Source organism: Streptomyces sp. TP-A0874 (assembly GCF_001748085.1).
Taxonomy (GTDB): Bacteria; Actinomycetota; Actinomycetes; order Streptomycetales; family Streptomycetaceae; genus Streptomyces.
In genome coordinates this window covers 978575-992069 of the sequence record NZ_BBZK01000003.1, presented here as the reverse complement: position 1 = coordinate 992069, position 13495 = coordinate 978575, and the positions used below count along the sequence as shown (strand labels likewise).

Below are 13495 nucleotides of genomic sequence, written 5' to 3'. Positions count from 1 at the left end.
CCGACCCGACCGTCTTCCGGACGAGGAACAGGTGGTGGAACGTGACGCGGAAACAGCCCCGCACGGAGATCTTCCGGATCACCGGGGCTCGCCGGGGGTTGGCCGAGGACGTACGGGCACGGCAGCGCCGCTACACGATCTCGATGCTGGTGCGCACCGCCTCGGTGCTGGGGGCGGCGGCGCTGTGGGACGTCGAGAGGCATCTGGCGGTGGTCGCCCTGCTGCTGGGCGTGGTGCTGCCGTACGTCGCCGTGGTGATCGCCAACGCTGGCCGTGAGAACGCCACCTCGTTGCCTTCCACGCACATCCCACCGGTCCGCGGGGCGCTGCCCGCGGCCGGGGACGCCTCGGCGGCGCCCGGGCCGGAGGCCGCGGAGGGGCCGGAGGCCGATCGGCCCGAAGACGGAGCGAACCCCTCCGCCTGAGGCCTCCCCGAACCTCAGGAAAAGCTCAGATCAATAACGTCGTTCCGGTGCACTGGTCCCTGCCCCCCGTGCCATACTTCGTAGGCGCTCCGTATCCCCCGTCGGAGCGATGGATCGACGCCGGGCAGCTCCCCCCGTGGCTGCCCGGCGTCGTCACGTCCGGCCCGTATCCGCAGGCGCCCCACGCACCGTGCCGCCGGCTCGGCGGTGGCGACCGAGCCTGCGGCGGCTGCCTCGACGCCCCCGCGTCGGCCGTCGCCGTGCGCCCGCCGGGTCCCCGGGGGACAGCCCGTAGCCTGGGGGCCGTGAACCTCCTCGAAACCGAAGCCGGTCCCCCCTCCCCCATCTGCTCCGCCAAGGGCTGCCGGGCCGCCGCCGTCTGGGTGCTGGCCTGGAACAACCCGAAACTGCACTCGCCGGAGCGCCGCAAGACGTGGCTGGCCTGCGACGAGCACCGTGAGAACCTGGCGCAGTTCCTCGGGGTCCGGGGCTTCCTCAAGGAGACCGTCGCCTTCGAGGAGTGGTCAGCCGCCGATCGCTGACATCGGCCGGTCCGGTTGGAGGAACGACGGGTCGTCGAGCCCCGAGCCCGCCTTCTTGCCCCACATCGCCTCCTGCCACAGCCGCGCGATCTCCTCGTCCGGAGCCGCGGAGCGCAGGGCGGTGCGCAGATCGGTCTCCTCCCGCGCGAACAGGCAGTTGCGCACCTGCCCGTCGGCGGTGAGCCGGGTGCGGTCGCAGGCTCCGCAGAACGGGCGGCTGACCGAGGCGATCACCCCCACGCGCGCCGGACCGCCGTCCACCAACCAGCGCTCGGCCGGCGCCGAACCCCGCTCCCCCTCCCCTTCGGGGGTGAGTTCGAAGCGGTCGCGCAGGCTCCGCAGGATGTCCGCCGCAGTGATCATCCCCTCCCGCTTCCAACCGTGCTGGGCGTCGAGCGGCATCTGTTCGATGAAGCGCAGCTCGTATCCGCGGGAGACGGCCCAGGCCAGCAGCTCGGGGGCCTCATCGTCGTTGAGGCCCGGCATCAGCACGGCGTTGACCTTGACCGGGGCGAGTCCGGCGGCGTGCGCCGCGGCCAGCCCCCGGAGGACGTCCGAGTGGCGGTTGCGCCGGGTCATCTCCCGGAAGACGTCGGGCCGCAGGGTGTCGAGGGAGACGTTCACCCGGTCGAGACCCGCCTCGCGGAGCGCCTCGGCGGTGCGTTCCAGGCCGATGCCGTTGGAGGTCAGTGACATCTTGGGGCGGGGCTCCAGCGCGGCGCAGCGCTCGACTATGCCGACCAGGCCGGGCCGGAGCAGGGGCTCGCCGCCGGTGAAGCGGACCTCGGTGACGCCGAGCCGGGTGACGGCGATGTCGATCAGCCGGACGATCTCCTCGTCGGTGAGGAGGTCGGGCTTGGCCAGCCACTGGAGGCCTTCCTCCGGCATGCAGTAGGTGCAGCGGAGGTTGCATCGGTCGGTGAGCGAGACCCGCAGGTCGGTGGCGACTCGACCATAGGTGTCAATGAGCACGGTTGCGGCCCCTTCCACGGTTTCCTGCGGGCTGTGTCGGCTGCGACCTGCGGCCTCGCCTCCGGAAGGCGAGGCTCCACTCTGTGCAGCGTACGCGACCGCTCGGGGCTCAGTGGTTCGCCGGCTTCCCGGAGGACCGGCGGCGGGCCCGACTGCGAGGAGCCGGCCCTGGAACGGCCGGGCCGCCCGGGGTACGGCTCCGGACGTCCCCGACCTCCGCCGGGGAGCGTCCTTCGCCGTACGGCCGGGCGGCCGGGGAAGCCGTCTCCGCTTCAGTGGGAGCCGCTGCCGGTGAGCGAGCGGACCTCCAGCTCCGCGTACTTGTCCCGGTCTGCGGTCTCCTTGGACAGCAGGGTGCCGATCCAGCCGAGCAGGAAGCCCAGCGGGATGGAGATCAGGCCCGGGTTCTCCAGCGGGAACCAGTGGAAGTCCACGCCGGGGAACATCGAGCTCTCCTTGCCCGAGACCACCGGTGAGAACAGCACCAGCAGCACCGAGGCCCCCAGTCCACCGTAGATGGACCAGAGCGCTCCGGTGGTGGTGAACCTCTTCCAGAACAGGCTGTAGAGCAGAGTGGGCAGGTTGGCCGAGGCCGCCACCGCGAAGGCCAGCGCGACCAGTCCGGCGACGTTGAGTTCTCGGGCGAAGACCCCCAGGACGACGGCGGCCGCACCGATGCCGACGGTGGCCCAGCGCGCCGCCCGCACCTCCTCCTGTTCGGTCGCCTTCCCCTTGCGGATGACGTTGGCGTACAGGTCGTGGGCGAAGGAGGACGACGAGGCGAGGGTGAGCCCGGCGACCACCGCGAGGATGGTCGCGAAGGCCACTGCCGAGATGGTGGCGAGCAGGATGGCGCCGCCGGTCGAACCCGCGCCGCCGCCGATCTCCTGGGCCAGCTGGGGGGCCGCGGTGTTGCCGGCCGCGTTGGAGGACTTGATCTCCTCCGGGGAGAGCAGGGCGGCGGCGCCGAAGCCCAGGGCGATGGTCATCAGGTAGAAGACGCCGATGATGCCGATCGCCCAGTTGACGGATTTCCGGGCGACCTTCGCGGTGGGCACGGTGTAGAAGCGGATGAGGATGTGCGGCAGGCCCGCGGTGCCGAGCACCAGTGCGATGCCCAGCGAGATGAAGTCGATCTTCGAGATAGCGTCGACCCCGTACTTCAGCCCCGGCTGGAGGAACGCCGCTCCGTTCCCGCTGGTCTCGGCGGCCTCGCCCAGCAGGCGGGAGATGTTCCAGTTGAACTTGAACATCACCAGGAGGGTGATCAGGAGCGTGCCTGCCATCAGCAGCACGGCCTTGACCATCTGCACCCAGGTCGTCCCCTTCATACCGCCGATGGCGACGTAGAGGATCATCACGATGCCCACCAGCACCACGATGAGGATCTTCCCGGCCTCGCTGGTGATTCCCAGCAGCAGGGCCACCAGCGCACCGGCGCCGGCCATCTGGGCCAGCAGGTAGAAGATCGAGACCACGATCGTGGACAGGCCGGCCGCGGTCCGCACGGGGCGCTGGCGCATCCGGTAGGCGAGCACATCGCCCATGGTGTAGCGGCCCGAGTTGCGCAGCGGTTCGGCGACCAGCAGCAGCGCCACCAGCCAGGCGACGAGGAAGCCGATCGAGTAGAGGAACCCGTCGTAGCCGAAGAGGGCGATGGCGCCGGCGATGCCGAGGAAGGAAGCGGCGGACATGTAGTCGCCGGAGATCGCCAGACCGTTCTGGAAGCCGGTGAAGGCGCGCCCGCCGGCGTAGAAGTCGGTGGCGTCCTTCGTCTGCCGGCCGGCCCAGACCGTGATGCCGAGGGTGATGAGCACGAACACCGTGAAGAGCGAGATGATCAGCGGCCGGTGCTCGTCCACCCCCTCCACGGCCAGGGTGCTCGTCGCTGCGAGGGAAAGGTGCATCATGCGCCGCTCTCCAGTCGGGTCTTGATGGCCTCGGCCCTGGGGTCGAGCTCCGCCTCGGCGTGCCGCGAGTACCACCAGGCGATGAGGAACGTGGTGACGAACTGCGCCAGGCCGAGGACGAACGCCATGTTCAGATTGCCCGCGACCTTGATCTTCATGAAGTCACCGGCGTAGCTCGACAGCAGTACGTAGAGCAGGTACCAGGCGATGAAGGCGACGGTGAGCGGGAACGCGAAGGAGCGGTGCGCCCGGCGCAGCTCCGCGAATTCCGTGCTCCCCTGCACCTCCCGGTAGTCGGCACCGGAGGGCGCTTCCGAGGGCGACTCCGGCGCCCGGTCCGGTGAGTCCTGGGGTGGGGGTGATGCGGATGCCACAGCGTCTCCAGTGGTGTGCGGCTGCTGGGATGACGAGGCGTTGGAGTGAGGTTGATCACGCCGACACCGGATGCGGCATGTTAAGCCTCAGCACCGCCCGCCCAACAGGGGCAAGTTCCCGGGAGTTTCACAGCGAATGGCGGTTACGCCCAATGGGGCTTGATTCCGCTCTCGATACCCCGGATCCGAGATGGACAACTCCGGGAAAACATGCTGAAGCACTGTCATCTTCGGCCAACCGGGCCAAGCTGAATCGTAATCCCGACTTTCTGTCCGGATACATTGATCAGATCTACTGTTCGGCGCTAGTTTCCGTCGTCATGTACCTGTCCGCGCATTCCGCGATCGGACGGTCCTGCAGATGATGTGGAGACCCATGGCTCATCTCCGGTCCAGACCCAGGCGCGCGCTCGGCGTATCGGTCGGGCTCGCGCTCACCGCGTCCCTCGCCTTCCTGCCCGGCGCCGCCTCGGCCGCCCCGCAGGCTCCGGCGGTGACGGCGGCCGGGCAGGACGGCCCAGTGCTGTCGTACGTGGTCAACACCACCGACCGCGGCGCCGTCGGCCAGGTCAGGAAGGCGGTCGTCCGTGCGGGCGGTTCGGTCGTCACGGTCCACAAGAAGATCGGCGTCATCGTCGCCCGCTCGGCCGATCCCGACTTCGGCCGGATCCTCCGCGGCACCGAGGGGGTGCAGTCGGCCGGCGCCACCCGAACCGCCCCGCTGACCCCGCTGGCCACGACGGAGGTCGGCGAGCCGGAGCGGCTCGCGGAGCCCGCCGCCCCGCTGCGCGCCGCCGCCGAGGCCAGGGGCGAGGAACCCCTGGAGTCGCTGCAGTGGGACATCGCGGCGATCAGGGCGGACCGGGCAGCGAAGGTCAACCCGGGCAGCCGGAAGGTGACCGTCGCGGTCATCGACACCGGCGTCGACGACACCCACCCCGACCTCGCCCCGAACTTCTCGAAGAAGCAGTCGGCCAACTGCGTGGGCGGGGTGGCCGACACAGGTAAGGGCGCCTGGCGCCCGTACACCCCGCAGGACTACCACGGGACGCATGTCGCCGGAGAGATCGCCGCCGCCCGCAACGGGGTGGGCGTGGCCGGTGTCGCGCCGGGCGTGAAGGTCGCGTCCATCAAGGTGGCCGAGCCGGACTCCAGCCTCTTCTACGCCGAGGCCGTCGTCTGCGCCTTCGTCTTCGCCGCGGACCACGGGGTCCAGGTAACGAACAACAGCTACTACGTCGACCCGTGGATGTTCAACTGCGGGGACCACCCGGACCAGAAGGCGATCCGGGACGCCGTCGCCCGGGCCGCGGAGTACGCCGAGAGCAAGGGCACGCTGAACGTCTCCTCGGCCGGCAACTCCAACTTCGACCTCGCCTCCGACTCGATCGTCGACGCCGGCAGCCCCAACGACTCCACCCCGGTCGAACGCACCGTGGCCCCGACAGCCTGCCCGAACGTCCCGGCGCTGCTGCCCGGCTCGGTCACCGTCGCCGCCACCGGTGTGCACTCGCTCAAGTCCTACTACTCCAACTACGGCCGGAACCAGATCGACGTCGCCGCTCCGGGCGGGGACTCCCGCCAGGTTCCCGAGCTGCCTGCGAAGGACGGCCGGATCCTCTCCACGATGCCCGGCGGTGACTACGCCTACCTGCAGGGCACCTCGATGGCCGCACCGCACGTGGCCGGGGTCGCCGCCCTGATCAGGAGCGTACGGCCGGACGCGAGCCCGCAGGAGGTGCGCTGGCTCCTCAGGGCACAGGCCCACAACCCGGGCTGCCCTGACGAGCCGTACGACCCGGACGGCGACGGTGAGGTCGACGCCGAGTGCACCGGCACCCAGCACGTCAACAGCTTCTACGGCTTCGGCATCGTCGACGCCCTGGACGCCGTCCGCGGCTGACGCCCCGACGCGCGCGGGACGGGCGGCCGGCCGGTCCCCGTCCCCCGCGGCTTCCCACCTCCCACCCGAAGAACTGGAGAAACCCATGACGTCGCGCCTCGCCCACTCCCGTCGCGCAGTCGCCATACCCGTGGGCACGGCCCTGGCCACCGCCCTGGCCTTCCTGCCGAGCGCGGCCACCGCGGCGCCCACGGGCACCGCCGGTGCGCAGGGCAGCACCGCGCCGGCGACCGCCTACGACGGCGAGTCGCTGAGCTACGTGGTCAACGTCCTGCCCGGCAAGGTGGCCGCGCGTTACGCCCAGAAGGCCATCGCCAAGGCCGGCGGTGAGGTCGTCCACTCCTACGACACGATCGGCGTGATCGTCGTGCACTCGGCGAATCCCGACTTCGCCAAGACGATCCGCTCGGTCAGAGGGGTCCAGTCGGCCGGCGCCACCCGCAACGCTCCGCTGTCGGCCCAGAGCACCACCGACGTCGGAGCTCCCCAGCAGCTGACCGAGGCGGAGGTGAAGGAGGCGTCGCGGCGGGCGAAGGCCGGCGAGGACCCGCTCCAGCCGCTGCAGTGGGACCTGCCCGCCATCAAGGCGGACAAGGCGCACGAGAAGTCGCTCGGCAGCTCGAAGGTGACCGTCGGCGTCATCGACACCGGCGTCGACGACACCCACCCCGACCTCGCCCCCAACTTCGACCGCCGGGCGTCGGTCAACTGCGTCGCCGGAACCCCGGACACCACCGACGGCGCCTGGCGGCCGAACGAGCAGGAAAGCCCGCACGGCACGCATGTGGCGGGCGAGATCGCCGCGGCGAAGAACGGCGTCGGAATGACCGGGGTCGCCCCCGGGGTGAAGGTCTCCGGCATCAAGGTCTCGACCGAGGACGGCTACTTCTACACCGAGGCGGTGGTCTGCGGCTTCGTCTGGGCGGCCGAGCACGGCGTGGACGTGACCAACAACAGCTACTACGTCGACCCGTGGATGTTCAACTGCACGGACGACCCGGACCAGAAGGCGCTCCGGGACGCCGTCTTCCGGGCCACCCGCTACGCCGAGCGCAAGGGCGTGGTGAACGTCGCCGCGGCCGGCAACTCCAACTTCGACCTCGCCTCCGACTCGATCCTCGACGAGTCCAGCCCGAACGACGGGGTGCCCGGCGGGCGCGACATCGACCCGTCGGTGTGCCCGGACATCCCGACCCAGCTGCCGGGTGTCGTCACCGTGGCCGCCACCGGCGCCAAGGGGCTGAAGTCCTCGTTCTCGAACTACGGTCGCGGTGTCATCGACATCGCCGCGCCCGGTGGTGACAGCACCTCCTTCCAGCCTCCGGAGGAGCCCGCCACCAGCGGTCTGATCCTGGGCACCCTCCCTGGCGGCGAGTACGGCTACATGGCCGGCACCTCGATGGCCTCCCCGCACGTCGCCGGGGTCGCCGCGCTCATCAAGAGCACCCACCCGAAGGCTCCGCCGGCCCTTGTCAAGGCGCTGCTGAAGTTCGGGGCCGACCCGATGCCCTGCACCGACCCGTACGACATCGACGGCGACGGGAAGATCGACGCGGTCTGCCAGGGCGGCCGGAACCTCAACGGCTTCTACGGGGCCGGGATGGCGGACGCCTTGGACGCCGTCCGGCGGTGATCTGAGAGCCGTGCCGTCAGCGGCGGCCGGTGCGGGCTCCCGGGGAGCCGGCACCGGCCGCCGCGGGCGTTCCGCCGGGCCCGCCCTCCGCCGGCCCGGCGGTGCGGGCTCCCGGATCCCCGGGCCAACCGGTGTGCCGGGCAGGCGAGGTGACGTCCCCACAGCCGTGCTCCATCGCCGGGCCGACGGGGTTCGGCCACCCCGGAGACCACCCAAATCGCTCTCCCGGCAGGGGCGGCGGCGGACCGTCAGCCGGGCCACGTATTCTCGTGATCCATGCTCGAAGACCGCACCGCCCCCCTCGTCGAGGAGCAGCCGTCCCCGCCCCCCGACGCGTGGCCCGCCACGTATCCGAAGGGCTACGCGGTCGTCGACGTGGAGACCACCGGACTGGCGCGTGACGACCGGATCGTCTCGGCGGCGGTCTACCGGCTCGACGCCCGGGGCGAGGTGGAGGACCACTGGTACACCCAGATCAACCCCGAACGGGATCCGGGACCGGTCTGGATCCACGGCCTCACCAGTGACATGCTCCGGGACTCCCCGCTCTTCCCGGCGATCGCCGAACAGCTGTCGGAGCGGCTGGCCGACCGGGTCCTGGTCGCCCACAACGCGATGTTCGACTGGTCGATGCTGGCCCGGGAGTACGCCCGGGCCCGGTTGACCGTGCCGGTCCGCCAGCGGCTGTGCACCATCGCCCTCTCCAAGGAGCTGGCGCTCCCGCTGCCCAACCACAAACTGGAGACCCTGGCCGCGCACTACGGGGTGGTGCAGCAGCGGGCCCACCACGCGCTCGACGACGCCCGGGTACTGGCCGAGGCGTTCCGTCCGGCGCTCCGGCTCGCCGCCGAGGCGGGCCTGCGGCTGCCGCTGCTGGCCTGCCGGCCGCTGACGGAGTGGGCCGACGGCGCTCCGGCCGGCGGTGGCCGCTCCATCGGCCGCCAGGCCTCCCATCGTCCGAACACCTGGCGCCCGAGCCGGAAGCGTCCTGCCTGCCCGTACCCCAACCCGGGCCGCTACGAGCCCGGCGGGCCGCTGGTCCAGGGCATGCGGGTGGCCATCTCCGGCGACACCTCGACCGATCGGGAGCTGCTGGAGGACCGCGCCACGGAGGCCGGGCTGCACATCGCCGGCAGCCTGTCCCGGCTGACCAGCCTGCTGGTCACCAACGATCCGGACTCGGCCACCTCCAAGGCGGTCAAGGCGCGCACCTTCGGGACCCCTGTCATCGACGAGGCGGCCTTCACCCAGCTGCTGCGGGACGTCGTGCCGCAGCAGGACCGGTGAGCCCGGGGACTCCGCCAGCCGGGTAGAGCGTCGCCGACCCGCCAGCCGCCGTCCTTGCCCCGGTCCGCCCCGCTCTGCACCATGCGCCTCATGGCACGATGCGAGGTATGCGGTAACGACTACGGCATGGCGTTCTACGTGGAGACCCAGGACGGCGCGCGGCACGTCTTCGACTCCTTCTCGTGCGCCATCCACCGGATGGCGCCGGTCTGCGAGCACTGCCGGTGCCGGATCATCGGCCAGGGGGTGGAGGCGGCGGGCCACTTCTACTGCGGGGCGCACTGCGCCCGCGCCGAGGGGCGGGCGGGCATCGTCGACCACGTCTGAGCCGGGCCCCACCCGCCCGGCAGGTCGCGACCGAGATGTACCGTCGTGGGGTGTACCGCTTCCTGTTGTCCCGGCAGTGGGTGATCCTCACCCTCGTGGCGCTCGCCGTCATCCCGGTCATGGTCGAGCTGGGCTTCTGGCAGTTCCACCGCCATGAGCAGCGGGTCGCTCGGAACCAGCTGATCGAGGAGAACCTCCGGGCACCCGCCGTCCCGGTGCAGCGACTCGCCGCACCGGACCGCGAGGTCCCCGGGTCGCAGGTGTGGCGTCCGGTCCGGGCGACCGGACGCTACGACACGCAGCACGAGGTGGTGGTCCGCCAGCGCACCGGCAGCGACGACCGCAGCATCGGCTACTACGTGCTGACCCCGCTCGAGCTCACCGACGGCCGGGTGGTCCTGGTCAACCGGGGCTGGATCCCGGCCGGTGGTGACCTGACGGCCTTCCCGGAGGTGCCGGCCGCCCCGACCGGCGAGGTCACCGTCACCGGCCGGCTGAAGGCCGACGAGACCAGCGGCGGCAGCGGCATCAAGGACCGGCGGGGACTCCCCGACCGCCAGGTCATGCTGATCAACAGCGGCCAGCAGGCGGAGCGGCTGGGCCGGCAGGTGCTCGGCGGTTACATCGAGCTGACCGGGACCGCTCCGGCGCCCGGCGACGGGCAGCCGGAGACGGTCGCCGAACCGGACCACGACGGGGTGGGCGTACACCTGGCCTACGCCGTCCAGTGGTGGCTGTTCGCCGCCGGGGTACCGATCGGCTGGGTGGTACTGGTCCGCCGAGAGCGCCGGGACCGGCTGGCCGCGGTGCGAACGGAGGGAACCCGCCCCGCCGTCGCCGCCTGAGCCCGAGTCGCGGGGCGCACCGACCCCCGGCAGGCTACCGGCAGGGGAGCCGGGCTTCCGACCTGGAAGGAGGCAGCGTGGCGGGACGCATCGAGGACTATGCGCTGATCGGCGATCTGCAGACCGCCGCGCTCGTCTGCCGGGACGGCTCCATCGACTGGCTGTGCCTGCCCCGCTTCGACTCCGCGGCCTGCTTCGCCGCACTGCTGGGCGACCAGGAGAACGGTCAGTGGCGGATCGCCCCCGCCGGCCGCAGCGAGTGCACCAGCCGGTCCTACCGCGGCGACACCATGGTGCTGGACACCTTCTGGCAAACCGCGGACGGCAGCGTCAGGGTCACCGACTTCATGCCGCAGCGGGACCGGGCGCCCGAGCTGGTGCGGATCGTCGAGGGCGTCTCCGGCCGGGTGCGGGTGGAGAACGAGATCCGGCTGCGCTTCGACTACGGCAACATCATCCCCTGGATGCGCCGAGCCGACGACCACCACATCGCCATCGCCGGACCGGACTCCGTCTGGCTGCGCAGCGAGCCTTCGGTGCCCACGTACGGCAAGGACTTCTCGACCCACGCCGACATCACGGTCTCCGCCGGCGAGCGGGTGGCCTTCGTCCTCACCTGGCACCCGTCCCACGAGCGGCGACCCCGCCGGATCGACCCGTACAAGGCCCTGGAGCAGACCCTCGAAGGCTGGGAGAGGTGGTCGGCGCAGTGCACCTACCAGGGCCCGTGGCGGGACGCGGTGCTGCGCTCCCTACTCACCCTGAAGGCGCTCACCTACGCCCCCAGCGGGGGCATCGTCGCCTCGGCCACCACCTCCCTGCCGGAGCACATCGGCGGTGTCCGCAACTGGGACTACCGGTACTGCTGGCTGCGGGACGCCACGCTCACCCTCAACTCGCTGGTCTCCAGCGGCTACCTCAAGGAAGCCGCGGCCTGGCGGGACTGGCTGCTGCGGGCCGTTGCCGGCTCGCCGGCGGACCTCCAGATCATGTACGGGATCGCCGGCGAGCGGCGGCTGACCGAGTACGAGGTCCCGTGGCTGACCGGCTACGAGTCCTCGGCCCCGGTCCGGATCGGCAACGCCGCCGTGGAACAGCTCCAGTTGGACGTCTACGGCGAGGTGCTCGACTCCCTCTACCTCTCCCGGGAGCGGGGGCTGCCGCAGGAGGAGCACGCCTGGCAGATCCAGACCGCGATCATGAACCATCTCGAGTCGAACTGGCGGCAGGCCGACGAGGGCCTGTGGGAGGTCCGCGGGCCGCGCCGGCACTTCGTCCACTCCAAGGTCATGGCCTGGGTGGCGGCGGACCGGGTCATCCAGACCATGCGGACGCACCCCGGGATCGAGGGCGACCTCACACGGTGGCGGGCGATGGGCGCCGAAGTGCACAAGGAGGTGTGCTCGCGGGGCTACGACCCGGAGCGGAACACCTTCACCCAGTACTACGGCTCCACCGAACTTGACGCCGCCAGCCTCCTCATCCCCCGGGTGGGCTTCCTCCCCCCCGGCGATCCACGGGTGGTCGGCACCGTGGACGCGGTCCGCCGGGAGCTCAGCCACGGCGGGTTCCTCCGCCGCTACAGTTCGGAGGACGGCACCGTGGACGGGCTGCCGGGCGAGGAGGGGGCCTTCCTCGCCTGTTCCTACTGGCTCACCGACGCCCTCCACCTCACCGGGCGCGGCGCCGAGGCCCGTGATCTCTTCGAGCGGCTGCTGGCGATCCGCAACGACGTCGGGCTGCTCGCCGAGGAGTGGGATCCGCTCGCCGGCCGGCAGCTCGGCAACTACCCGCAGGCGTTCAGTCACGTCGGCCTGGTCAACTCGGCACTCGCGCTCTCAGGTGCCGATGGTTCACCATGAGGGCATGGATCTTGGACTGAAAGACCGTGTGTACGTCGTCACCGGCGGGGGCCGCGGGCTGGGCCTGGCCGCCGCCCGCGAGTTGGTCGCCGAAGGTGCCAGGACGGTGATCACCAGCCGGAACGAGAAGGACGCCGCCGCCGCGGCCGCCGGACTCGGCGGGAACGCGGTCGGTGTCGGCGCCGACAACGCCGACCCGGAGACGCCCGAACGGCTGATAGCAGCCGCCCGGGAGCACTTCGGCCGGTTCGACGGCCTCCTGATCAGCGTGGGCGGTCCGCCGGCCGGACTGATCGGCGACATCTCCGACGAGCAGTGGCGGTCCGCTTTCGACTCGGTCTTCCTCGGCGCGGTCCGACTGGCCCGAGCGGCCGTCCAGGAGCTGTCCGAGGGCGGCGTGGTCGGACTCGTCCTCTCCAGCTCGGTGCACGAACCGATCACCAACCTCGCGATCTCCAACGGCCTTCGCCCCGGGCTGGCGGGCTTCGCCAAGTCCCTCGCCACCGAAGTCGGTCCGCGCGGCATCCGGGTACTCGGACTGAGCCCGGGGCGGATCGACACCGACCGGGTCCGGGAGCTCGACGCCATGAGCGGCGATCCGGAGGCGGCCCGGGCGAGCAGCACCGCCGGGATCCCACTCGGTCGGTACGGTGCACCGGAGGAGTTCGGCCGGGCCGCCGCCTTCTTCCTCTCCCCCGCGGCCTCCTACCTCACCGGTGTGGTGATCCCGGTCGACGGCGGTATGCGTCGGGGTTTCTGAGGCGCCGCACCGCTCCGGTACCCCGCCCGCTGGGGCCGGGATACCGGAGCCGCGCCGGTCAGAGCACCCGCTCCGGGCGGTGCCGGACCGCCTTAAGCCGGGCCTCCGTCGGCAGCCGGTCCAGCCCCGCGGACTGCCGGGCGTGCCGCACCCCGGCACCGCTCAACCTGGCCAGGGTCTCCCCCGGGTCCGCGTGGGCCTCCAGGAGCAGCCGGATCCGTGCCCTGGCGGCCCTCCGACGCCCGATCAGCGCCACCCGCGCCCGGGAGACCCCGTCCAGCGCCTCGGCTTCCGCGGCCAGCGCTGCCGCCAGCGCCGTCCCGCTCAGCCGGGCTCCGACACCGTCTCCGCTGTCCACCACGACCTCGGCGAGCCTCCCCGGCCGCAGCTGCGCCAGCAGCCACCAGAGCAGCAGCGCGAGCAGGACGCCCAACACCGCGAAGACGACCGGCCACCACCATCCGGCGGAGCGGAAGTGCGTCCGGTCCGCGTTGGTCAGCAGTACCCCGCCGGGGCGGTCGAAGGGCCAGCGCTTCGGCAGCGAGAAGCCCCAGTGGCGCCGCAGGTCGAGGCCGCCGATCAGCACGGCACCGCCCAGACCGAACAGGATCAGCCCGGCGAGGCCCAGCAGTACCCGGTTGACCGCTCTGAGCAT

General features: G+C 71.6%; 13 protein-coding genes. 9 read left to right on the top strand and 4 right to left on the bottom strand.

Annotated elements, in window-relative coordinates; genetic code table 11:
* Positions 1-41: 41 nt before the first annotated feature.
* The gene (locus BGP73_RS04110; RefSeq protein ID WP_069811987.1) at positions 42-425 is read left to right on the top strand and encodes a DUF3099 domain-containing protein; all 384 of its coding nucleotides are present in this window, start codon (positions 42-44) and stop codon (positions 423-425) included.
* Between the two features lie 305 nt (positions 426-730).
* The gene (locus BGP73_RS04105; protein ID WP_069811986.1) at positions 731-967 is read left to right on the top strand and encodes a hypothetical protein; all 237 of its coding nucleotides are present in this window, start codon (positions 731-733) and stop codon (positions 965-967) included.
* Here BGP73_RS04105 and moaA read toward each other — a convergent pair.
* The 3 genes from moaA to BGP73_RS04090 all read right to left on the bottom strand — a co-directional run bounded on the left by moaA (position 950) and on the right by BGP73_RS04090 (position 4223).
* Positions 950-1939, bottom strand: a complete 990-nt coding sequence (moaA, locus tag BGP73_RS04100; protein ID WP_069811985.1) for a GTP 3',8-cyclase MoaA — start codon at positions 1937-1939, stop codon at positions 950-952. The two genes, BGP73_RS04105 and moaA, sit on opposite strands and share 18 nt — an antisense overlap.
* Before the next feature lie 272 nt (positions 1940-2211).
* Positions 2212-3849: a solute symporter family protein gene (locus tag BGP73_RS04095; RefSeq protein ID WP_107473939.1), complete on the bottom strand. Its 1638-nt coding sequence runs from the start codon at positions 3847-3849 to the stop codon at positions 2212-2214.
* Entirely contained in the window at positions 3846-4223 is a 378-nt protein-coding gene (locus BGP73_RS04090; protein ID WP_069811984.1) for a DUF485 domain-containing protein, read from the bottom strand. Before BGP73_RS04090 ends, BGP73_RS04095 begins: the two co-directional genes overlap by 4 nt.
* 376 nt (positions 4224-4599) lie before the next feature.
* Here BGP73_RS04090 and BGP73_RS04085 point away from each other — a divergent pair, with 376 nt between their 5' ends.
* The 7 genes from BGP73_RS04085 to BGP73_RS04055 all read left to right on the top strand — a co-directional run bounded on the left by BGP73_RS04085 (position 4600) and on the right by BGP73_RS04055 (position 12840).
* The gene (locus BGP73_RS04085; protein WP_069811983.1) at positions 4600-6126 is read left to right on the top strand and encodes a S8 family serine peptidase; all 1527 of its coding nucleotides are present in this window, start codon (positions 4600-4602) and stop codon (positions 6124-6126) included.
* Positions 6127-6211: 85 nt separating this feature from the next.
* The gene (locus tag BGP73_RS04080) at positions 6212-7759 is read left to right on the top strand and encodes a S8 family peptidase (protein ID WP_069811982.1); all 1548 of its coding nucleotides are present in this window, start codon (positions 6212-6214) and stop codon (positions 7757-7759) included.
* Positions 7760-8035: 276 nt separating this feature from the next.
* A complete protein-coding gene (locus BGP73_RS04075) occupies positions 8036-9046 on the top strand; it encodes a DEDDh family exonuclease (protein WP_069811981.1) in 1011 nt (336 codons plus the stop codon).
* 90 nt (positions 9047-9136) lie between these two features.
* On the top strand, positions 9137-9373 hold the full coding sequence (locus BGP73_RS04070) for a hypothetical protein (RefSeq protein WP_079127198.1): 237 nt from the start codon (positions 9137-9139) through the stop codon (positions 9371-9373).
* A 50-nt stretch (positions 9374-9423) separates the two neighbouring features.
* Complete coding sequence (locus tag BGP73_RS04065; RefSeq protein ID WP_069811979.1) at positions 9424-10218, top strand: SURF1 family cytochrome oxidase biogenesis protein; 795 nt, start codon at positions 9424-9426, stop codon at positions 10216-10218.
* Positions 10219-10295: 77 nt separating this feature from the next.
* A complete protein-coding gene (locus BGP73_RS04060; RefSeq protein WP_069811978.1) occupies positions 10296-12080 on the top strand; it encodes a glycoside hydrolase family 15 protein in 1785 nt (594 codons plus the stop codon).
* Between the two features lie 4 nt (positions 12081-12084).
* Positions 12085-12840, top strand: coding sequence for an SDR family oxidoreductase (locus BGP73_RS04055; protein ID WP_069811977.1), 756 nt, complete (start codon positions 12085-12087; stop codon positions 12838-12840).
* A gap of 58 nt (positions 12841-12898) precedes the next feature.
* Here BGP73_RS04055 and amaP read toward each other — a convergent pair whose 3' ends face one another.
* Positions 12899-13495, bottom strand: coding sequence for an alkaline shock response membrane anchor protein AmaP (gene amaP / locus BGP73_RS04050; protein WP_069811976.1), 597 nt, complete (start codon positions 13493-13495; stop codon positions 12899-12901).